This is a genomic window from Microbulbifer magnicolonia, assembly GCF_035117725.1.
Taxonomy (GTDB): domain Bacteria; phylum Pseudomonadota; class Gammaproteobacteria; order Pseudomonadales; family Cellvibrionaceae; genus Microbulbifer; species Microbulbifer magnicolonia.
In genome coordinates, this window is sequence record NZ_JAYEFD010000002.1 from 857,301 (window position 1) to 878,252 (window position 20,952).

The 20,952-nt window shown below is 65.0% G+C and carries 22 protein-coding genes; 7 read left to right on the forward strand and 15 right to left on the reverse strand.

Features of this window, described 5'->3' with window-relative positions:
* Positions 1-195 precede the first annotated feature (195 nt).
* From RRF64_RS13080 to RRF64_RS13110, 7 genes are all read right to left on the reverse strand, one after another.
* Positions 196-1,743, reverse strand: coding sequence for a phosphoenolpyruvate carboxykinase (locus tag RRF64_RS13080; protein ID WP_323846334.1), 1,548 nt, complete (start codon positions 1,741-1,743; stop codon positions 196-198).
* A gap of 276 nt (positions 1,744-2,019) precedes the next feature.
* Positions 2,020-2,898 (reverse strand): Hsp33 family molecular chaperone HslO, encoded by an 879-nt coding sequence (gene hslO, locus RRF64_RS13085; RefSeq protein ID WP_323846335.1) that lies wholly within the window; start codon positions 2,896-2,898, stop codon positions 2,020-2,022.
* A gap of 127 nt (positions 2,899-3,025) precedes the next feature.
* The gene (locus RRF64_RS13090) at positions 3,026-3,469 is read right to left on the reverse strand and encodes a DUF4124 domain-containing protein (RefSeq protein WP_323846336.1); all 444 of its coding nucleotides are present in this window, start codon (positions 3,467-3,469) and stop codon (positions 3,026-3,028) included.
* Positions 3,470-3,504: 35 nt separating this feature from the next.
* The gene (locus tag RRF64_RS13095; RefSeq protein ID WP_323846337.1) at positions 3,505-4,995 is read right to left on the reverse strand and encodes a S1C family serine protease; all 1,491 of its coding nucleotides are present in this window, start codon (positions 4,993-4,995) and stop codon (positions 3,505-3,507) included.
* A gap of 172 nt (positions 4,996-5,167) precedes the next feature.
* On the reverse strand, positions 5,168-5,545 hold the full coding sequence (locus tag RRF64_RS13100) for an RNA-binding S4 domain-containing protein (protein WP_323846338.1): 378 nt from the start codon (positions 5,543-5,545) through the stop codon (positions 5,168-5,170).
* A 186-nt stretch (positions 5,546-5,731) separates the two neighbouring features.
* The gene (gene yrfG / locus RRF64_RS13105; RefSeq protein ID WP_323846339.1) at positions 5,732-6,385 is read right to left on the reverse strand and encodes a GMP/IMP nucleotidase; all 654 of its coding nucleotides are present in this window, start codon (positions 6,383-6,385) and stop codon (positions 5,732-5,734) included.
* A gap of 51 nt (positions 6,386-6,436) precedes the next feature.
* Positions 6,437-7,126 (reverse strand): lysoplasmalogenase family protein, encoded by a 690-nt coding sequence (locus tag RRF64_RS13110; RefSeq protein WP_323846340.1) that lies wholly within the window; start codon positions 7,124-7,126, stop codon positions 6,437-6,439.
* 173 nt (positions 7,127-7,299) lie between these two features.
* Between RRF64_RS13110 and cysK the strand changes: the two genes are divergently transcribed.
* The 5 genes from cysK (at position 7,300) to RRF64_RS13135 (ending at position 10,610) form a co-directional block, all read left to right on the forward strand.
* The gene (cysK, locus tag RRF64_RS13115; protein WP_323846341.1) at positions 7,300-8,217 is read left to right on the forward strand and encodes a cysteine synthase A; all 918 of its coding nucleotides are present in this window, start codon (positions 7,300-7,302) and stop codon (positions 8,215-8,217) included.
* A gap of 211 nt (positions 8,218-8,428) precedes the next feature.
* The gene (cysQ, locus tag RRF64_RS13120; protein ID WP_323846342.1) at positions 8,429-9,268 is read left to right on the forward strand and encodes a 3'(2'),5'-bisphosphate nucleotidase CysQ; all 840 of its coding nucleotides are present in this window, start codon (positions 8,429-8,431) and stop codon (positions 9,266-9,268) included.
* Positions 9,269-9,381: 113 nt separating this feature from the next.
* Positions 9,382-9,588, forward strand: a complete 207-nt coding sequence (locus tag RRF64_RS13125; RefSeq protein ID WP_323846343.1) for a hypothetical protein — start codon at positions 9,382-9,384, stop codon at positions 9,586-9,588.
* A 148-nt stretch (positions 9,589-9,736) separates the two neighbouring features.
* Positions 9,737-10,030, forward strand: a complete 294-nt coding sequence (locus RRF64_RS13130; protein ID WP_323846344.1) for a type II toxin-antitoxin system HicB family antitoxin — start codon at positions 9,737-9,739, stop codon at positions 10,028-10,030.
* 19 nt (positions 10,031-10,049) lie between these two features.
* On the forward strand, positions 10,050-10,610 hold the full coding sequence (locus RRF64_RS13135) for an outer membrane beta-barrel protein (RefSeq protein WP_323846345.1): 561 nt from the start codon (positions 10,050-10,052) through the stop codon (positions 10,608-10,610).
* A gap of 560 nt (positions 10,611-11,170) precedes the next feature.
* On the opposite strand, the gene RRF64_RS13140 is transcribed toward RRF64_RS13135, so the two are convergent.
* The 8 genes from RRF64_RS13140 to RRF64_RS13175 form a co-directional block, all read right to left on the reverse strand.
* Complete coding sequence (locus RRF64_RS13140) at positions 11,171-11,788, reverse strand: 2OG-Fe(II) oxygenase (RefSeq protein ID WP_323846346.1); 618 nt, start codon at positions 11,786-11,788, stop codon at positions 11,171-11,173.
* Between the two features lie 72 nt (positions 11,789-11,860).
* Positions 11,861-13,285 (reverse strand): DUF58 domain-containing protein, encoded by a 1,425-nt coding sequence (locus RRF64_RS13145; RefSeq protein WP_323846347.1) that lies wholly within the window; start codon positions 13,283-13,285, stop codon positions 11,861-11,863.
* Positions 13,282-14,295: an AAA family ATPase gene (locus RRF64_RS13150; protein WP_323846348.1), complete on the reverse strand. Its 1,014-nt coding sequence runs from the start codon at positions 14,293-14,295 to the stop codon at positions 13,282-13,284. The genes RRF64_RS13145 and RRF64_RS13150 overlap by 4 nt, the downstream gene beginning before the upstream one ends.
* Positions 14,292-15,611: a DUF4350 domain-containing protein gene (locus RRF64_RS13155; RefSeq protein ID WP_323846349.1), complete on the reverse strand. Its 1,320-nt coding sequence runs from the start codon at positions 15,609-15,611 to the stop codon at positions 14,292-14,294. The genes RRF64_RS13150 and RRF64_RS13155 overlap by 4 nt, the downstream gene beginning before the upstream one ends.
* Positions 15,601-17,256 (reverse strand): hypothetical protein, encoded by a 1,656-nt coding sequence (locus RRF64_RS13160; protein WP_323846350.1) that lies wholly within the window; start codon positions 17,254-17,256, stop codon positions 15,601-15,603. Before RRF64_RS13160 ends, RRF64_RS13155 begins: the two co-directional genes overlap by 11 nt.
* Positions 17,246-18,289 (reverse strand): stage II sporulation protein M, encoded by a 1,044-nt coding sequence (locus RRF64_RS13165; protein WP_323846351.1) that lies wholly within the window; start codon positions 18,287-18,289, stop codon positions 17,246-17,248. The genes RRF64_RS13160 and RRF64_RS13165 overlap by 11 nt, the downstream gene beginning before the upstream one ends.
* Entirely contained in the window at positions 18,286-18,978 is a 693-nt protein-coding gene (locus tag RRF64_RS13170) for an RDD family protein (RefSeq protein WP_323846352.1), read from the reverse strand. Before RRF64_RS13170 ends, RRF64_RS13165 begins: the two co-directional genes overlap by 4 nt.
* 33 nt (positions 18,979-19,011) lie before the next feature.
* Positions 19,012-19,758 carry a DUF2189 domain-containing protein gene (locus RRF64_RS13175; RefSeq protein ID WP_323846353.1) on the reverse strand — a complete coding sequence of 249 codons (747 nt, stop codon included), beginning with the start codon at positions 19,756-19,758 and terminating at the stop codon, positions 19,012-19,014.
* Between the two features lie 185 nt (positions 19,759-19,943).
* Here RRF64_RS13175 and RRF64_RS13180 point away from each other — a divergent pair, with 185 nt between their 5' ends.
* Both RRF64_RS13180 and RRF64_RS13185 read left to right on the forward strand, forming a co-directional pair.
* Positions 19,944-20,546, forward strand: a complete 603-nt coding sequence (locus RRF64_RS13180; RefSeq protein ID WP_323846354.1) for a DUF2939 domain-containing protein — start codon at positions 19,944-19,946, stop codon at positions 20,544-20,546.
* Positions 20,547-20,559: 13 nt separating this feature from the next.
* Positions 20,560-20,931: a DUF2237 family protein gene (locus RRF64_RS13185; RefSeq protein WP_479691297.1), complete on the forward strand. Its 372-nt coding sequence runs from the start codon at positions 20,560-20,562 to the stop codon at positions 20,929-20,931.
* The last annotated feature ends 21 nt before the right edge of the window (positions 20,932-20,952 follow it).

Sequence of the window (20,952 nt, forward strand, 5' to 3'; positions counted from 1 at the left end):
CCGCCGGCGCCTCTTTACTCACTATAGTCGCAAATAGCAGGCCCCTGGCCGGCGCAAAAAGAAAACCCCCGGGGCTTGCGCCGCGGGGGTTTTCGGTTCCAGTAGGAGCGGCGGGGCGGCCATCCGCCCATGGCCGCGATCGATGTCCGAATAGACTGATCGCGGCCAACGGCCGCTCCTACGGTACTGGAGTTATCACGCCTGGGGGCCGGCGGCCTTGACGTCGTCGCCGACGTTGAACTTCTCGATATTCTCGCCGAACAGCTTGGCCAGCTTGCCGGCCTGCGCGTCGTAGGCGGCCTTGTCTGCCCAGGCTGCGCGCGGGTTCAGGTAGGCCTTGTCGACGCCCGGCACTTCCTTGGGAATATCCAGGTTGAGGATATCCAGGTGCTCGGTCTCGGCGCCCTCCAAAGCGCCGCTCTGGATGGCCGCGACTACGGCGCGGGTCACCGGGATCGGGAAGCGCTTGCCCTTGTCGCCGGAGCCGCCGGTCCAGCCGGTGTTGACCAGGTAGACCTTGGAGCCGAAGTCGTCGATGCGCTTCATCAGCAGGTCGGCATACTCGCGCGGCGCGCGCGGCATGAATGGCGCGCCGAAACAGGTGGAGAAGGTCGGGTGGATGCCCGCCTCCGCACCCAGCTCGGTGGAGCCGACGCGGGCGGTGTAGCCGGACAGGAAGTGGTAGGCGGCCGCTTCCTTGGACAGCACGGCCACCGGCGGCAGCACGCCGGACACGTCGCAGGTCAGGAAGATCACGTTCTTCGGTTCGCCGGCGCGGTTCTCCAGCTGGCGCATTTCCACGTGCTCCAGCGGGTAGGAGCAGCGGCCGTTTTCGGTCAGGCTGGTGTCGTCGTAGTTTGGGGTGCGCTTCTCGTCAATGACCACATTCTCGATGATGGCGCCGAAGCGGATGGCGTCCCAGATCACCGGCTCGTTCTTGCGGCTCAGGTTGATGGTCTTGGCGTAGCAGCCGCCTTCCATATTGAACACGGCGCCCCTGGCCCAGCCGTGCTCGTCGTCACCGATCAGGTAGCGCTCCGGGTCGGCGGACAGGGTGGTCTTGCCGGTGCCGGACAGGCCGAAGAACAGGCAGGTGTCGCCGTCTTTGCCGACGTTGGCGGCACAGTGCATCGGCATCACGTCCTTCTCCGGCAGCAGGAAGTTCTGCACGGAGAACATCGCCTTCTTCATCTCACCGGCGTAGCGCATGCCGGCCAGCAGCACCTTGCGCGCGCCGAAGTTGATGATCACGCAGCCCTCGGAGTTGGTGCCGTCGCGCTCCGGGTCGCAGACGAAGTTGGCCGCGTGCAGGATGCGCCACTCTTCCTTGCCCTTGGGGTTGTACTTCTCGGCGCGGATAAACATGTTGCGCGCGAACAGGTTGTGCCAGGCGGTCTGGGTGGTGACGATCACCGGCAGGTAGTGGTCTTCGTCCTGGCCCACGTGCAGCTGCTGCACGAAGCGGTCGTGGCTGGCGACGAAATCCTCGACGCGATCCCACAGGGCGTCGAACTTGTCCTGCGGGAAAGGGCGGTTGACGTTGCCCCAGTCGATGCTGTCGGCGGACGAGGGTTCTTCCACCACGAAGCGGTCCGCCGGAGAGCGGCCGGTGCGCGCGCCGGTCTCGGTTACCAGTGCGCCGGTGTCGGACAGCTTGCCCTCGCCGCGCACCAGCGCCTCTTCTACCAATTGCGCCGACGCCAGGTTCTTGTAGACCTGCGCGGTGTCGTCGATCTGTGCCATTCGTCGATTACCCGTGAAAGTTGATCAATAGAAAATAGTCGGGCCGCTGCAGAAAGCAGCGGCCGGGCAAATTCGGGGCGCGCATTATGGCAAACTTCAATTTGGCGGGACAGCAAAAGAGGTTATTTTTCAACCAATGACAGCGTTGTCGGTTGAAATTTTGTGCTACAGGATTTGTCCCGTCTATGGCTGTTGACAACCGCATTAATTTTATGAATATCGTCCGCGCGCTTGCCCCGCCTGTCTTCCGCCGCCGCAGAGGCCGCGGGCGCGCATTCAGTGCACCGTGGGCGGTGGGGCGTTGAACAGAGTTTCTATCTGCCCGCGGTCGAAGCGGTACTGGGTGTTGCAGAACTGGCAGTCGGCGGTGATCTCGCCGCCCTGCTGTTCCAGCAGAGTGTAGACGTCCTCGGGGCCCAGTGCGATCAGGGCGCGGGCGCTGCGCTCGCGCGAGCAGCTGCACTTGAAGCGGATATTGGCGGTGCCCAGTGCGGCCGGCTGCAGCTCGTGGAACAGGCGGTGCAGCAGCTGGTCGTGGGGCAGCGAGTGCAGTTCCTCGGCGGTGACCGTCTCCGCCAGGTGTTGCGCCGTCTCCCAGGCGTCCCGGTTCTCCTCTTCCGAGGCGGCGTTGTTGCCCGGCAGCACCTGCAGCATGATGCCGCCGACGGTGTCGGGGCTCGACTCGATCCAGAAGCGGGTGGCCAGCTGTTCGGACTGGGTGAAGTAGTCCTCCAGGCACTCGGCCAGGGTGTCTTTTTCCAGCGGCACTATGCCCTGATAGCGCTCGCCCTGCTCCGGCTCCACGGTGATCGCGAGGGCGCCGCGGTTGCCGATCAGCTGGCGCAGGCTGGCGTCGCCGTCGATCTGCGCCCCCTCGGCCACGCGGGCGATGCCGCGCAGGTCGCTGTGGTGGGTGCATTCGGCCAGGACCAGCGGCACGTCCCCCTCGCCCCGTGCCTGCAGCATCAGCAGGCCCTCGAACTTGAGGGTCGTGGAGAGCAGGCAGGCGGCGGCGAGAAACTCGCCCAGCAGCCGCGCCACCGGCGGCGGCAGCTGGTTGTTTCCCAGCACGGCGCGGTAGGAATCGGTGAGGGTCACCAACTGTCCGCGAATGTCGTGTCGGGAGAAGATAAAGCGTTCCAGCTGATCGGACATAGACGAGAACCTGGGCGAAAAAACGCGGGATTTTAGCGGTGCCTATCTGTAAATGGTAGCCGCCGCAGTTGCGGCGGATGCCATCGGCCGGCGGTGTCGCTGGTGTCGCCGGTGCAGGAGCGACCGTTCAACCGCAGACGCGCGCGATTTCCCGCTGCAACCGGTCGGCCTGCTCCTGGCGCTCGCGCTCGGTCATTTTGATTTCCTTGCCGTTCGCGTCGATAACAGCCACCCGGCCCTGCAGCAGTCGCAGATCGCGGCGCGCGGCATTGCAGGCGCGGGTCATCTGCTGTTGCTGCTGGAGCTCGCGCTGGCGCTGGCGGTTGTCGTATTCCCGTTCCGGGTTGAGCTGCTGCCGCCGGGACGCGGTCTGCTGCGGCGCCGGGGCGTCGGCGGAATTGATCGGGCGCAGCTCGCCCCCGATATTTTCCGCCCTGGCCTCCAGCGGCGGGCGGTCGCCGAAGTGCACCTTGCCCTCTGCGTCGACCCAGCGGTACAGCTCGCCGGCGCAGGCGGCTGCGCCCGAGAGCAGCAGTCCGCCCAGTAACAGTGCCCCCAATACAGATTTCATGGACTTCCCTTCCGCTTTGTAAGTGGTTTCGGGCCCTATTCTTCCTTATTGGCCAGGGTGCTGAACAGTCCCTGCGAGTGGCGCTGCGGAATATGGTAGGTCTGCAGAATCAGTGGTTCCTGCTCGCGCGCGGCGGCGGCATCCAGCACCATGCGGTAGCCGGACTGGTCGCGCAGGTCGACGAACGGTTCCTCGTTGCTCTCCATCAGTTGCGCGAACTCGTCGAAATCCGCCACGCCGTGGCCATTCACCGAATCGATGATCCAGTTCTTCCAGTCGTGGTAGCCGAGATTGACGTTCGCCGGCAGCACCTTCAGCGCCACCACCAGCTCGCGGCGCGCGTCGTCGCTCCACTGGTTGCGCGCGTAGAGATAGTCGACCGGCGCCTTGGAGTGCCAGTTGCTGCCCCAGCGTTTGATCAGGTTCATGTTCAGCGGCACGAACACCACGCCGCCGTAAATGTAGTAGCGCGGCTGCTGGTCGAACTGCTCGCCCAGCACCAGCGAGCGCGACGGCGGCGCTGCGGCGAGCGTGACGTCCGCGCTCTGCACCTGGCCGTCGCGGGAGAAGCGCACCGGCAGCTTTTCACCGACGTGGCGGCGGTCCACCGCGTAGTGATAGTTGGTGCGCTGGTTCTCGCGCCACTCCACGGTGCGGTCCGCGGCCACCGGATAGCCGTCCACCTCTAGCAGCACGTCACCCGGCTTGAACACCTCGGCGGCGGGGGAGTCGTCGAATACCTTGACGATCAGCGCGCCGTCCTGGTCTTCGCTCAGGCCGGCAGCCTGTTTCATCGACGGGCTCTCCAGACTCTGGGTGACCACGCCCAGCTCGGGGAAGCCCTGGTGCACGCCGTCCTTGGCATCCTCGAGGACATGGGCGATCACGCTCGGCGGCACGAAGTAGCCCAGGTTCTCGGCGCCCTGGTTGGTCTGCATGGCCACACCGACGATGCGGCCATTGGAAATGACCGGGCCGCCGCTGTTGCCGGGGTTGATGGCGGCGTCTATCTGGCCCGCCATCAGGTAGCTCTCGGCGTGGGCGTAATACTGGTGCTCCACCCGCGACAGCACGCCGCGGGTGATGGACAGGGACTTGCCGCCGATCGGGTAGCCGTAGACGGTGACCTCTTCCTGCAGGTCCGGCAGTTCCCCCAGCGCCAGCGGGCGCGTGTCCTCGAAGAAGGCGTCGTCCTCGACCGTCAGCAGCGCCAGATCCGCCTCGTGGGAGACGAACTGCACCCGGGCGAGAAACTTCTGCGCGTCGCCGTGGCGTTGCACCTGGATAAAGCTGCCGTTGGCGATGACATGTGCGTTAGTGAGTATTCGCTTGCCGCTGATGACCGCACCGGAGCCGGACAGCTGTTTGGCGTTCAGCAGCGCCCAGGGGTTGAAGTAGTCCGGCGCGGCGGCAGTGGTATAGATCTTGATGATCGAGCGCTTCAGCTGCTCGTGTTCGCGGCTGTCGGCGCTGGCGCCTTGCGCGGTGAGCAGGAGCAGCAGGGCGAGGGCGAAAAGTCTTTTCATCGTCGGCGGTGTCGCTATCGAATAATGTGGGGCCAGTTTAGCAGCTGCGGCCGAGCTGGCGGGTGAATTGTTGCGTGGTTAACCCCGGGTTCGTCATGCCGGCGCAGTGTCTCAGGGGAACGCAGATACTGGATCCCGGACCGGGTCCGGGATGACGAAATGCAAGTGCTCCCTATTCCTGTTCACGAATGAATCGGTGGATCTGGCGGCGCTGCTTCTTGTTGGGGCGCTCGCTGTGCAAAGCGGCGTTGCTGGCCTGGCGCTCGGCGCGGGCCTGCTCCCGCTTGGCCGCGCTGGCTTCGGTCTCTTGGTAGAGGGTGCGGGCGATATCGGCGCCGCGGCGCTGGTCGGACAGCGCCAGTACCTCGACCTCCACCTGGTCCCAGCCCTGGCGGATGCTGAGGGTGATGCCGGTGGTGATCTCCTTGCTGGCTTTGACCCGCTGGCCGTCGGCGTGCACCTTGCCGCCCTCGATGGCCTGCTTGGCGAGGCTGCGGGTCTTGTAGAAGCGCGCGGCCCAGAGCCACTTGTCGATGCGTACTTTATCCATCAATTCTCGGTTGCTTGTTTGCTCAGTAACAGTGGGCTCCGATCGACCCTACTACCGGTGGCCACCCGGCAAAAAACCTCATCGGTAAATATTTGCCGGATGGCCACCGGCAGCAGGACCTCGCAATGTGCCATCCTACAACGCCGGGAGGCTAGCCAAATCGGTGGCGATTCCGAATCCTCGGCGTCAGAAAGCCATAATCTCGTCGAACAGATGAATCGCCGGGTAGTCGGCGATCTCGCGCAGGGGGCCGCGGCTGTCCGGCTGGCGGATGCACAGCAGGTGGGCGATGCCGTAGTCGCGCGCGGCGGCGAGCACGCACTCGTTGTCGTCGACGAACAGGGTGCGCGCCGGGTCGAAGTCGACCTGCTCGCGCAGCGCGCGCCAGAAATGTCCGCTCTCCTTGGCGTGACCGTAATCGTGTGACGAGACTATGCCGTCGAACCAGCGGTCGATGCCGGTAATCTCGAGCTTGTGATCCAGGCCGCGGCGGTGGGCATTGGTGACCAGAAGGGTGCGCTTGTTCAGTTGTCTCAGCCCGGCGAGAAAGGATTCCGTCTGCGGGCGCAGCGCGATGCGGTCCTCGATCTCGCGCAGTATCGCGGCAATATCGATTTTCAGTTCGCGTGTCCAGAAATCCAGGCAGTACCACTCCAGGGTGCCGCGGCGCGCCTCGATCTCCACATGCAGCCGCTGCTGGGCCTGCTCTGGAGTCAGTCCGTGGATCTCGGCGTAGCGCCGCGGCAGGTGGCTCAGCCAGAAGTGATTGTCGTAATGCAGGTCGAGCAGCGTGCCGTCCATATCCAGCAGCACGGTGTCGACGCTTTGCCAATCGAGCATGGGCCTGATGTACCTCGCGTCCGGGAAGGGTGGTTAAATTTCAGCCACCTATTATGCCCGAGCGCGGGCTATGCCGTACAGCAGCGCCATCTGGGCGCCGTAGTAGGTGAGCATGATGGCGGTGCCGGCCAGCGGCAGCGGGGCGATAAACTTGTTCAGCGCGATCAGCGTGTCCGACACCATAAAGGTCACGGCGCCGGCGAACAGCAGCGCCGAGTCGCCGCGATGAGCGGCCGCGCTGAGCGCCATGGCCACGATCGCCACCAGGTAGACCAGCACTGCCGGCGCCAGTGCGCCTGCCGCCGGCAGCAGCAGCAGCGCCAGCAGCAGCGCCGCGACCAGTACCGGCAGGCCCCGTAGCAGCGTGCGCCGGTTGCGCCAGTCTTCCAATCGGGCGGCGCTGCGCAGGAAGTTGCCGGCGTAGATCAGCTGCGCCAGCAGGAAGGCGCCGAGACCGAAGACAAACTGGTTCGGGAACTGCAGCGCCAGCAGTACGTCGCCGAGGGCCGAGAGGGCCAGCGCCGCCAGCGTCAGGGTGCGGGTGAGGCCGGCGAGGTCGCGCAGCGCGATCAGCGCCAGGATCGCGATGGGTACTATCTTCAGCGAGGCCATCCAGGGGCCGCGCAGACCAGTCGCATCCAGGGCCATATAGATGGCGGCAAAGGCGACAAATACGACCGGCAGCCGGAAACCGGTCTGCTGCAGCGCGGTGGAACTGGCGCTGTTGTGGGTGATGGTCATGACTTTACTCGCGATTTTTAGGTTTTTGTGGTTTGCTCGAGTGGATGAGTGGACCGATTCGGTCAGACCCGGCCAGTATTCGGCAAAGCTGGCGGCGGTGCAATCGCCCGCCGCCGCTACAAACCGCTAGAGTGAATTCCGCAACGTCGAACATATAAGGGAGAGCTTCGCGCATGAAGGCAGCCAATATTCTCGAAACCATCGGCAATACCCCCCACGTCAGGATCAATCAGCTGTTCCGCCCGGACATCGAGGTGTGGATGAAGGTCGAGCGCTTCAATCCCGGCAGCAGCATCAAGGACCGCATCGCCCTGTCGATGATCGCCGAGGCGGAGGCCAGCGGCGAGTTGCGGCCCGGTGGCGTGATCATCGAGCCCACCTCCGGCAACACCGGCATCGGCCTGGCGATGGTGGCCGCGGTGAAGGGCTATCGGCTGATTCTGACCATGCCGGAATCCATGTCGGTGGAGCGGCGCAAGGTGATGAAGGCGATGGGCGCGGAGCTGGTGCTGACGCCGAAGGAGAAAGGCATGGCCGGCGCCATCGCGAAGGCCGAGGAGCTGCTCAAGGAGCACGCAAACAGCTGGATGCCGCAGCAGTTCCGCAATCCGGCCAACGTCAAGGTACACCGCGAGACTACCGCGCGGGAAATTCTCGCCGACTTCCCCGAGGGGCTGGACTATCTCATTACCGGCGTCGGCACCGGCGGCCATATCACCGGCTGCGCCGAGGTGCTGAAAGAGAAACTGCCCGGACTGCAGGTGTTCGCGGTGGAGCCGGAAAAATCCCCGGTGATCAGCGGCGGCGAGAAGGGCCTGCACCGGCTGCAGGGCATAGGGGCCGGTTTCGTGCCGGAAATCCTGAACACTGAAATCCTGGACGGCACCATCCTCGTCAGCGAGGAGGAAAGCTTCGAGATGGCGCGCCAGTGTGCGCTGAAGGAGGGCATCTTCGTCGGCATTTCCTCCGGTTCCAGCCTGGCGGCGGTGAAGCGGCGCGAGACGGAATTCGACCCCGGCAGCCGCGTGCTGGTGTTCAGCTATGACACCGGTGAGCGCTATCTTTCCATCGACGACCTGTTTCCCGCCTAGTGTCTACCCGCACTGACTGCGCATAGTCCAGTCGCGGCCAAGGGCGGATGGCCGCCCCGCCGCTCCTACAAAGGCATTTCTGGAAGCCTGTAGGAGCGGCCCATGGCCGCGATCGATCCGTCAGTTTCTAACAGATGCATCGAGTAAACCGGCGCCGTGGCCCGGCGCGGCCGAGTGCGTATAATGCGACGCTCGAAATCAGGGGAAAATGATGGACACAGCGCTAGACAAAAAGACATTGGTGGAGCAGGTCATCGGGATCTGCGCCCGCGCCGGCGAGGCGATCCTCGACGTTTATCACAGCAGCGCCGAGCTGGAGGTGGACACCAAGGCGGACGACTCGCCGGTGACCGCCGCGGACCTGGCCGCGCACGCGGTACTGGCACCGGCGCTGGCGCAGCTGCTCGACGGCGTGCCGGTGCTGTCGGAAGAACAGGAAATGCCGTCCTTCGAAGAGCGCAGCCGCTGGCAGCGCTACTGGATCGTCGACCCGCTCGACGGCACCAAGGAATTCATTCGCCGCACCGGCGAGTTCACCGTCAACGTGGCGCTGATCGAAAACGGCGAACCGGTGCTGGGGGTGGTGCATGTGCCGGTGCTGAATATCACCTACGCCGGCAGCCGCGGCAACGGCGCCTTCAAGCGCGATGCCGAGGGCGAGCGGGAGATTCGCGCGCGCCGGCTGCAGCCTCGTCTAAACGCCGGCGAGGCCGTGGAGCTGGTCGCCAGCCGCAGCCACGGTGCCGGCGCGGTGGACAGGCTGGTGGAGCGCATCGAATCCGACCTGGGGACGGTGGCCTGCAAGAATATGGGCAGCTCCCTGAAACTGTGCCTGGTCGCCGAGGGCGCCGCGGACCTGTATCCGCGCCTGGCGCCCACCTGCGAGTGGGACACCGCGGCGGCGCAGGCGGTGGTGGAGGCGGCCGGCGGTATCGTCGTCGACGAGCAGTTCGAACTGTTGCGCTACAACCGCAAGGACTCGCTGCTGAACCCGTTCTTTTACGTGATTGGCGACCCTTCCTACGATTGGCGCGAATTACTCACCAAATAAACGTCATTAGACTAAGCTTTACCCTATGCTCCGCCTGCGCACCGCCGGCGGGCCTTGGGAACCCACTGAAGCAATCCGCGCCGGCCGGCGCGGATTCCGGTTGAGGTAGAGCTATGTCCAGTCTCCGCAGCGCACATATCAATATCAGTGAAAGTGAAATTCGCCGATTGCGCCAGCAGTTGGAAATTGAAATCACCTGGTTGCAGCGTCAGATGGAAGAGTTGGGCGGGGCCCAGTCCGAGCTGGACCTGTCCCTGCAGCAGACCTACAAGGAAATGATTTATTCGCGCCGCGCCCTGCTCGGCCGCATGCCGCGCTGAGGAAAGTAGTTTTACTGCACCGCCGCGAACGCAAATAGATTCTCCCTTCTGCGCACTTTCCCCGCGCGCCATTTTTTCGCGTTTCCGGGCCACGAAAAAATAAATTCCGTCTACGCTTGGTGAGTTAATGTGATAAGAGTAACTCTCGATGCGTTATCCGGTTGTGGTTCACAACATCGAATACGCAGGCTTCGGCGCGATTGCGCCGGATCTGCCCCACTGCCATTGCCACGCCGACAGTCTTGACGCAACCCTGCAGAAGATGGCGGAAACTATTATGCAGCGGCTTGAGGAGCTGCGGGCCGCTGGCCATCCGCCGCCTTTTCCGGGCGATCTCGAAACCCTGCGCAGCAACCCCGCTTTTGCCGGCGGTATCTGGGCCATTATTGATGTGGCCCATTCCCAAAGTTCCCCGGGGCCGAACGCCGCACGAAAAAAATAGTGTTCCAAGGAAGGTCGCAATGAAGAAAATTCTGTTTGCTCTCGCCCTGATGTGTTCGACGACGGCCGCCGCCGTGGAGTGGAACAATCCAATCGAGGGCATCTGTCTCGGCGAATACCGCGTGATTACCACGCTCGGCCTCGGCGTGGGCGAGCTGCAGATCAATGATGACCAGGATTTTTTTGGTTACGCCAGTGTCGGTATCACACCCGCAGTGGGTCTGTGGCAGGTGGAACTGCGCTATTCAAATTTTGACGACGGCCGCGTCTCCGTCGACCAGTGGGGCGTCAATTTCAAAGTCGATTTCACCCTGAACTGCGAAGTGCAGTGCCTTTACTGGATGGCGGGCTGGAACTACGGCGATTTCGACGTCGGCACCATCGAGTGGCGCGACACCATTTTCGTTGTGAACGACGACGGCAGCGACGACTACTGGAACGCGGGCGTCGGCTACCGCTATATGTGGACCCGGGATTTCGACACCTCCATCGAATACAACTACAACGACGTGGACAGGGTGACGGATTTCGACCTGGGTCACCTGCGCTCGCTGACGGTAAATTTTGCCTATCGCTTCTGAGTTTCTCCGTAGCGGAAATATAGATCGCGGCCATGTGCCGCGACCGCCTTGTCAGGTACCGATTAATCAGCAGGTGTAACACAGGCCGATGTTCGGCCTATTAGCGAGCGCTCCCTGCTGATCCAACAGCTTGGCGTCCAGTCCGTATTCCACCAATTCACCACCATGGTTAGTGCCCGGCTCTGCCGGGCTGGCGCGACTTTGCGTGGCCTCAGTCCGTTCAGTTGGCGCATCGCCAATTGATTCCTGGTGCTGGCGGGCGAAGTTTGCGGATACGCGTTGCGGAGTACGGCGATTACACCGGACTCCGCCCGAACGCCGCGCGAGGCTTAAGAGCTTGTCAGGAGACCAATGCCGATCAGGGTATTACGCCACAGGCGATACGCGCACCGCCGCCGCCGAGCGGCAGGGGGTATCGGCGCAGTTGTCACCGCCCGCGTGAATCATCAGCTGGGGCAAATCTCCCGAGCGCCCGCTGCCCCGGTGATAGCTATGGCGACCGCTGTTGGCGGGGGCATAGTGGCCGCCGGCGGTCAGCGACGGGGTAAATACAAGGCCGCTCAGCGGAACAGGGCTTTCAGTCTGGCACTGAGTTTGTGGAAAAACTGGTGCTTGGCCCTGACGCCCTCGCCGGTGAGGAAGTTGATCTGGATGGACTGGCGCTTGCCCTCGAAGCTCGGATAGCCGTGCCAGCAGTTGTCGGTCACCTTGAAGGCTACCAGCGAGCTGGGGCCCGGCAGCAGTTCATCGGCGTAATCCTCCATATCGGTACCGCTGCGCAGAATACGCAGGCGCCCCGTCGCGGGCTGCCAGTCCTCGTTCAGGTAGATCAGCACCGTGATCAGCTTGGTCTTGGAGTCGGTGTGTATGCGGCCGTCCTTGGCCCGCGAGTAGCCGCGCAGGGTGGCCAACATCGGCTTGCCCTGCAGGTCGATGGCAAACTTGTCGCCGAGGATCTGGCGCACTTCGTCGCTGTCGAACTGGTCGACAAACTGGCGGAAACGCGTCGATGTCTCCACATCCTCGATATTGAAGCTGCCGCCCTGCCGCAGTTGCGGAAAGTCGGCAATCAGCGGCTGGAGCTGGTCCGGGTTGACCGAGCGCTCCAGATAGAAGTGCGGGAAGGGTGCGGATTTTACCGGGACGGATGCCAGGCCGGTGATATTTAGCATTGTCATAGTCTTGTCGGTCCTGCACAGATTGGCTGGTGGCATTATACGCCGGTCGGCCTTTTGCCCACATGACGCCGATCAGATTCTGCCGCTGCGCTTCAGCTGCCAGTAGCGCTCCACCAGGGCCATATGCAGCTGTTCCGGCGCCGAATCCACGACCAGCACATGGCGGGCGCGCAATTGCTGCAACAGGCGCGCGCGGCGCCGCAAAAAATCCCGCGCGGCGGCGGCCTCGATCGCATCGCCGAAGTGCTGCACCTCGCGCTGCAGCAGCCGGTCCACCGCGGTTTCGCGCAGGCTGGCCACCATCACCAGGTGGCGGCGCGACAACAGCTGCACCGCCGCCAGCAGTTCGTCGCTGTCCTCGTCGCGCAGATTGGTGACCAGGATCACCAGTGCGCGGCGCGGATGCGTCGCCAGCAGCTGCTGGGCGGCGCCGCTGAAATCCGCATTGGCGGTACCCGAGTGCAGTTCATAGACGCAGTTCAGCAGCAGGTTGATGCCGCCCTCGCCCTTGACCGGCGGCAGCCGGCCGCCGGTGCTGTCGCCGTCGGTGGCGAAGGCGTGCAGGCCCACGGCGTCGCCCTGCTTGATCGCCACATAGGCGGACAGCAGCAGCGCATTCAGCGCGTGGTCGAAGTGGCTCAGCTCCCCGTCCTTGGCGCGCATGCGGCGGCCGCAGTCGAGCATATAGACGATCTCCTGATCGCGCTCGTCCTGGTACTCGCGGCTGATCAGCTTGCGCAGCCGCGCGCTGGCCCGCCAGTCCACCTGGCGCTGGCTGTCCCCCTCCCGGTACTCGCGCAGCTGGCGGAAGTCCATGCCCTCGCCGCGGCGCTGCTGCTGGTGCAGGCCGAGGAAGCGCAGGCTCTGTTCGGTGGACAGTGACTGCAGTGAGGAGATGCCGAGAAAGTTCGGGTACACCTTGACCGACTGCGGCCGGCCGAGCAGCACTCTGCACTGCCACAGGCGCCAGGGGGAATCCACCAGCACCTCGATACGGCCGAAATCCGCGCGCCCGCGCCGGTGAGGCACCAATGGATAGTCGATGGCGACTTCCTGCCCGGGGTCCAGCCGCGCGCGGCGCGGCAGGTCAGAGGCGGTGAGTTCAGCCGGCACCCGGTCGCACGCGGTCAGCAGCAGTGGCCGCGGCCCGCTGTTGCGCAATGTCAGCTGTGCCCGGTTCGCCACGCCCAGCGCCAGGTTGCCCGGCAGTCGCCGCTCCGCCTCGAGGCCCGCGACACTGCGCCCGGTGAGGAAATCCAGCAGCGCCGCAGCGCACAGCAGCGCGCCGGCGAGCCACCAGAGATTCTCCAGCGCGGCGGCGCCCTGCGGCTGCCAGATACGCGCGGCGCTGACCGCCAGCGCCGCCAGGCACCAGAAGCCCAGCAGCCGCACCAGGCGCGGGCCGGGACCGGTGCGGCCCACCTGTGCCGGCGCGGGCGCGTCGCCGTCCCGGGCGGCGGCGGGGCTGTTTGCCGCTGCCTCAGGGCTGGGGGTCACAGCCGCGGCGCCTCGACGGTATCGATGATCTGCGCCAGCACCGAGTCCGGCGTCTCGCCGTCGATCTCCATATCCGGCGACAGGCCGACGCGATGCCGCATCACCGGAATCGCCATCGCCTTGACATCGTCCGGCAGCACGAATTCCCGCCCGGCCAGCAGCGCCAGCGCGCGCGCCGCCTGCAGCAGGCCGATGCTGGCGCGGGGGCCGGCGGCGCGGCGCAGTTGCGCGGATTCGCGGGTGGCGCGCACCAGGCGCACGGCGTAGTCCAGCACCTGCTGGTCCAGCGCTATCTGTGGCAGCAGCGCCTGCAGTTGCTGCAGCTGTTCCACCGTCATCTGCCCCGGCGGTGCCTGTTCGAGTTGTCTCTCTATGCGGCCGCTGCTGGCCGCCGCGGCGAGTTTCAGTTCCGCCTCGAGGCTGGGAAAGTCGATCAGTACCTTGAGCAGGAAGCGGTCCAGCTCGGCCTCCGGCAGCGGGTAGGTACCCTCCTGCTCGATCGGGTTCTGGGTGGCCAGCACCATAAACGGCCGCGGCGTCGGCAGCGCCTCGCCGTCGATGGTGACCTGCTTCTCCTGCATCACCTCCAAAAGCGCGGCCTGGGTCTTGGCCGGTGCGCGGTTGATCTCGTCCGCCAGCAGCAGGTTGGTGAATACCGGGCCGCGGCGCACCTCGAAACGGCTCTCACCCATGTGGTAGATCGCGTGGCCGGTGACGTCCGCCGGCATCAGGTCCGGGGTGAACTGGATGCGGCGGAAGCTGCCGCCGAAGCAGTTGGCCAGGGCGCGCACCAGCAGGGTTTTGCCGAGACCGGGCACGCCCTCCAAGAGCACGTGGCCGGACGCCAGCAGCGCGATCAGCACCTGGTCGACCACCTGCTCCTGGCCGATCAGCAGCCGGTTGATCGCATTGCGCAACAGCGCCAGTTGCGCGGATGCCGCCTTCCAGTCTGTTGCAGAAATGGCGGCCTCGTCTCGTTGTAGGTCCGCCGGAAAAGTCGTGTCGCTCATAGGGCTGCCTCGATCTGCTGCAGGTTGCGCATGTGCGCGGTGAACGCCTCTTCGCTGCGGGGCAGGTCGCCCCACAGGCAGGCGGCGATGTTGGATTCGCTCAGCCCGGTGGCATTGCCGAGCTCGATACAAAGTTGGCGCCGGGTCGCCTTGCTGGCGTGCTCGCCGCCCAGGCGCCGCAGCATGGCGCTGCGCTGTGAGTGGAGGAGCCGTTCGCACCTGTCCGCGCGCCAGTAGTAGTGACCGCAGGCGGCGATATGTTCCAGCAGCGAGCGCCGCGCCGGTTGCGGTGCCGGCGCCAGCGGGCCGAAGCGGCGCGCGCGCAGCAGCAACCAGGCCAGCAGGGCCAGGCTGCCGGCGAGGAAAAACTCTCTTGCGTAGCGGCGCGCCAGCTCGAACAGGGAGGCGAAGCGCGGCTGGGTCAGGAACACGAACTCGCCATCGGCGGCCAGCAGCGCGAGGAAATAGGCGTGATCGAAATGCCCGATACGCCGCGAACGCCAGATTCCGCCGTCGGCCAGCAGCGTGATCAGCCCCTCGCCGCGCTCGAACTGCATAAAGGGCACGCCGGCGTCGTCGCGCCAGATCCTGGCCCAGAACACCGGTTCGGCGCCGGATTTCACGGTCTCTTCTCCGCCACCGAGGGCCGGGTGCTGCAGCAGATAGCTGGCATCGAAGTGCAATTGATAGGAGCCGCCGTCGTCGCTGGCGAGGGTGATCAGGTCCTGCGGGTCCACATCCGGGTTGCGCGGCGGTTTGGCTTCCTCCGCCGGCGCGTCTTCCTCTGTGCCCGCGCCGCTGTCGCCCTCGCGCAGCCTGCGGTTGTGCTCGCGCAGTATCTCGCTGGCACTCTTGCCGCGGTACTCTGCGCCATCGTCGCCGAGCAGCTGCTGGAACGGGTGCTCGAAAATGTAATCTTCGCGGCCCTCCGCGAGCGTGACCTGCAGCTGTTCCAGCAGCCAGTCCCGCTCCTCGTAGCCCGCCGTGTGGGCGACCACGATCGCGTGGCCACCGCGTTCGACCCAGTCGAGCAGTTCCCGCGCCCGCTGCGGGTTGTACACCTGGCTGGAGCTGGCGAGGAACAGGGTGTCGTCGGGCGCCAGTTCCGCCAGCACGGCGATATTGTCCGCGCGGCGGGCTTGTACGCCCGCCCTGGTGAGGAACTGTTCCGCGGCCAGGTAGGGATTGCGCCAGGCCTCCGCGCCCCAGCCGCGGTCCACCTCTTCCGTATAGCGCTCGAAGAATGCGAAGAACAGGGCCGCCAGGGCCGCGACCAGCAGCAGTAACAGGCCGAGCAGCAGGCGCTTAATCGTCATGGCCGAACGCCTCCCGCCACTGATCGCACAGGGCTTCTACGCGCAGGGTTTCCGGCACGCGGTGAGCGTAGGCCAGCTGCTGCCAGCAGGCCGTCAGCTGCTGCACGAAACCACTGAGCGCGGCGCTGACCGGCCGCGGTTCATCGCCAGGCGGCCGCAGTACTTCTCCCGAAAGCTGCGGCGAATTTTTAGATGGCTGCAGTGCTTGTTCGGAAGGCCGCGGCGCTTGTTCGGACCGACGCTGGCGCAACTGCACCAGCTGTGCGCACTCGCTCTCGGTCAGCTGGTCGCCGAACTCGAACTGGTAGGTCTCGATCAGGTGCGCCAGGGTGGCCCGGTACAGCAGGCCCAGGCTGGCGCGCTGGTCGCCGCCTCGCCACAGGCGCAGCACCTCGGCGCAGACATCTGCCGGCAGGCTGGACTGGCGCACGTCGAGGCCGAACAGGGTTTCCGGTGCGGCTCTCCGCGGCGCTGGCTTTGTGCGCCACTGCAGGCTCTGGCGGAGCGGCACGCGGTAGCGCCATAGCAGGTAAACCAGCAGCCCGGCGGCGGCGAGCCACAGCAACACTTCGATCAGCATGCCGATAAAGGGCCCCCACTCCGACTCGTCGTCGCTGTCGGCCGGGCGGCTTTCCAGCCACTCGAGGAAGGCGATCAGCCACTCGGGAAACGCGCTCTGTTTCCAGTCGATCTCCTTCAGGCGCCAGCCGCTGACCTCCTCGACTCGATGAAAATCCTCGCCGGCGAGGACTTCGTCGATGGTCTCGCGCGCCTGCTGCGGCGTGTCCACCGCCTGTGCGCGGGCCTGTTGCGGCGGGGCGGCCATGATGCCGAGCAGTGCGCACAGCAGCATCAGTTGCGCCGTGGCCGGCGCCCGCGCGCGCTGTCTTGCACTGCGCTGCTGCTCGCGCCTGTGTCTGTCGCGCAGGTTGCGGAACTGGATCTCGAGATCCCAGGCCTCCAGCTCGATACGGCGGCCGATATAGAGACAGAAGCCGCTGACGATATAGAAGGGGGCCACCGCGGCCATCACCAGCAGAGAGAGCGCGTTGATGCCCCACTCGAGCCACAGCACATCGCTGCCGAGCAGCGGCAGCCAGTCGATCTGTACCTGCTCGGGCACAAACAGGTAGACGAGCACCAGCAGTGCGATCAGCAGGAAAGTCTCCACATGAAAACTGGTCAGTGTCAGCCAGGTGGCGGCACCGGCGTGTTTGCGGTGCAGTACGCCGATACGCGCGGCGCGGGCGGCACCACTGCTCTGCTCCAGCACGGTGACCGGCATATCGAAGGCGCGGGTCGCGCTGAGGCGGCGCCAGGTGATCCAGGCAAACCAGTCGCGGCGGTTCTGGGCGAAGAACTGCTTCAGCGCGGCCCCCGCGGACACCGGCTCGCCGAACAGCGCGCGGCTGGCGATCAACAGCGGCAACCGGTCGAACACCGGCTTCAGCCACCAGACCAGTAATATCGACAGGCCGGGGGAATCCGGCAACAGCCAGTAGCATGCGCCGAACAGCAGCGCCGCCGGCAGCAGCCAGACCAGAAACAGCGGCCACCAGTGCCGCCGCGCCAGGGCGATGCCCAGGTCGATGGATTCCCACGGCGAGCGCAGCCGCGCGCGCACGGCCAGTCGATTAAGCTCCACGCCGCACCCCGCTTCCCGAGTGCGCCGCTTGTTCAAGGTGCGGCACTTGTTCGAGGTGCGCCGCTTGTTCGAGGTGCGCCGCTCCGCGTCCGGCCAGGGCGAAGTAGGCGAACACCAGCAGCCACAGCAGCGCGCCAACCGCCAGTTTCACACCGATGGCGATTTCCGTGCTGGAAGACCAGAAGGCCTCGAGGAAGGCGGCGATCACCAGCATCAAAAAAGTGCCGTACATGATCTTCATCGCCTCGACACTGGCGCGGCGCAGCGCCACCTGGCGGCGCTGGTGGCCCGGGTCCACCAGCGACCGGCCCAGGTGCAGCCCGGCGGCACCGGCCAGCACGATTGCGGTCAGCTCGAAGGCGCCGTGGCCGATCACAAACGGGTAGAAAGTCGACACGAAACCGACGCGGGTGATATGGCCGAAAACCGCACCCAGATAGACACCGTTGAAGACCAGGAAAAAGACCGTCCCCAGGCCGAAGAGCACGCCGCCGGCGAAGGTGCGGAAGGCGATGCCGATATTGTTCGTGATATAGAAGCCGAACATCAGGAGGTCCGAGTCGGAGCCGCGCTCGCGGCCCAGCACCCGGTTGCCGGGATCGTACATGGATTCGAACTGCAGCACCTGCTCCGGCGACAGCACCGCGTAGATCAGCGCATCATTCTGGTAGCTGCCGATACCGAGCACCAGCGCCGGCAGCGCAAACAGCGCGGTGGCGAGCCACACGGTGCGGATCTGCGCGCGCACCGCGCGGGGAAAACCGGCCAGCAGATACCAGAGCCAGGTGTTGCGGCGCAGCGTCTGCTGCCGGTAGACGCGGTGGTGCGCGGCCATCACCAGCTGGTTAAGGCGGTCGATCAGCTGGTTGGTGTACTGGCGCTCCTTCGCCACCGCCAGCTGCTGGCACAGGACGCGGTAGCGCGCGGGCAGGTCCAGCGCCGCGGACTCATCGGCACCGCCGCCGGCTTTCAGCCATTGTTCCAGCCGCTCCCAGCTATCGCGATAGCGGTTTTCGAAGTCGATCTGCTTCATTTGCCCGCCCCTTGGCCTCCGAGTAGCCAGCTGCCGACGGCGCGCAGATAATCGAGCCCCGCCCTGCCCCTTTTGCCGGTGATCGGCTCGAGCAGATCGGCCAGTTCGCACTGGCGCGCCTCGCTCAGTTCGGCGTGGCGCTCAGTCAGGCTGACCAGCGCCTGCTGGTCCTGCAGTTGCAGGCCGCGGGGCGGCGCCAGTGGGGAGACCTCGGGCAGGGAAGTGTGGCTTCTCTGCGGCTGCTGGTAGACGACCAGCGTGCCCGCGGCCAGGTCGCCGAGGCGCTGGAAGTTGCGGCCGAGGGTCATGCAGATGACGCCGGCGGCATAGGCGAACGGCAGGAAATCGGCGAAGCGCAGCAGGTTGCGCAGCAGCGACGCGCCCCAGGAAATGGGGGTGAGATTGTCGTTGACCACCATCAGGCCGAAGGCTTTCTTGCCCGGCGTCTGGCCGCCGCGCAGCACCTCGAAATAGACGGGGTAGAACCACTCGAGCAGGAAGGAGCACAGCAGCCAGAGACCCATACCCGCGCGGTCGGCAAACGCCAGTGCGATGCCGAGCCCGGTGAGTATCAGCGTGCGGTAAAAAACATCGACGCCGTAGGCGAGAATGCGCGGCACTGGCCCGGCGGCCTGTGCGCGCAGATCGATCCCCTCCGGAGTCTCGACGTTATAGGTGGTGTCCAGCAAACCACCGCTCCCATCAAGTCAGGGCAGGGTGAATCAGGCCTGCTCGGGGCCGCCGAAAATATTGCGATACACAATGCCGAAGGCAATCGCCAGCAGCGGCAGCACCCAGATCAGACCGATCAACAGCGGCAGGGCGCCGGCCAGGTACAGCAGTATGGCCACGATCAGGAAACCGAAGAACGCGAACCAGTGCTTGGTGATTGCCTTGCGCGAAGTCTCCAGCGCCCGCCAGGGGCCCAGGTTCTGGTCCACGATCAGCGGCAAGGTCAGCATATAGGCGACCGCCAGGTAGATGCCCGGCAAGACCAGCAGGAACATGCCGACGGTCACCAGGATGGACAAGATGATGTTGGCCACCACCAGCGGCAGCAGCTTGTCGAAGTGGGCAAAGACCTCGGTAGCGGAGGTCTTTTCGTCGCGCGCGATCTTGATGCCGATCATCATCATGCCGGCAGTCAGCGGTGCGGCGACCAGGTTCACCAGTACCTGGTAGGAAATCATCGAGCCGAAGGAGACACTCGCCTGCTGCTCGATATCGAAGGCGGAGTAACCGGTGATCATACCGGCCACGAAACTGACGATTACGAAGGCGATGACATACAGAATCAGCGCCAGCCAGATGGTGCCCTTGTTGCCCTTGGTGCGGCGCCAGGCCTCGCTGAAAATCTCGCCAATGGAAATGGCGTAGTCTCCGGCCATGCCCCTTTCCAGCGAGCCGTAGCTGCCGCTCTCCTCGCCGGTGGTCAGTTGCGCTTCCGGGGCCTTGTAAATATCGCTCATCGTCTGATGTCCTTTCGCAGTTCCATTTTTTGTCGGTACAGAGCCATAAGGGAGCAATATCGCACAGCAGTCGCCGATGGACAATCCCGCGCCAAAGGGGAGCGCAGCCGGATTAGGCGATGTTAAGGCCAGGCGATAAAATGCGGGCGAAAGAATCAGGGCGAAAGAATCAGGAAGCCGGACCGATGAAGAAATTGCTGTGGATCGCCCTGTTGTCACTGACGCTGCTGGTTGCGGGTTATGTCGCGCTGCCGGGATACTCCCTCGAGCAGCTGGAACAGGCGGCGCAGGACGCGAGTGCCGAACAGCAGAGCGTGCGCCGGCAGGGCGTCGAGACGCTACAGCACTACGTCGACTTTCCCGTATTGCGTGACAATTTGAAGCTGCGCCTGCAGCAGCGGCTGCGCGAATCCATGGGCGATGCCCTGCCGGCGGAATTTGACGAACTGATCAGCGCCGGCGCCAGCCTGTTTATCGGGCCGCTGCTGCAGCAGCTGGTCACACCCGCGGGCATCGCCGACTTGTTGCGCGGCGGCAGGAACCTGCGCGAATTCGAGCGCGAGTTGTACCGGCAACAGGGCGCGCCGGCGGCCACCGAGTTGCGGGAGCCGGAGACCAGTGGGGATTCGGGCTGGCAGCGGTTGCGCTGGCGTTTCGCGGGTATCGACCGGGTGGTGGCCGATTATGGCGAGCGCGGCCAGGCGGACCTGCGCCTGATATTGGCGCGCCGCGGTCTGCGCTGGCAGTTGGTGGATCTGGAATTGTTACAAGGTGAAAAGCGGGAGTGAGCGGAAAATGCAGATGGAAGCTTCGTTAAATGTATTCGGCGATCCTTTGCTGGCCTGCGGTACCGAGCCGATGACCGGTTTCTTCCGCGACGGCTGCTGCAATACCAGCGAACAGGACGCTGGCTCGCATACTGTTTGCGTCGAGGTCACGGCGGAATTTCTGGCATTCTCCCGCAGCCGCGGCAACGACCTGAGCACGCCGGCCGAGGAGTACGGTTTTCCCGGCCTGCAGGCCGGCGATCGCTGGTGCCTGTGTGCGGCCCGCTGGCTGGAGGCGCAGCAGCAAGGCAGCGCGCCGCGGGTCTACCTGCAGCGCACCCATATAAAGGCGCTGGAAATTGCCCCGCTGGCACTGCTGCGCCAGTACGCGGTGGACCTTAACTGAAGCAAGAGTGCGGGCATGTTT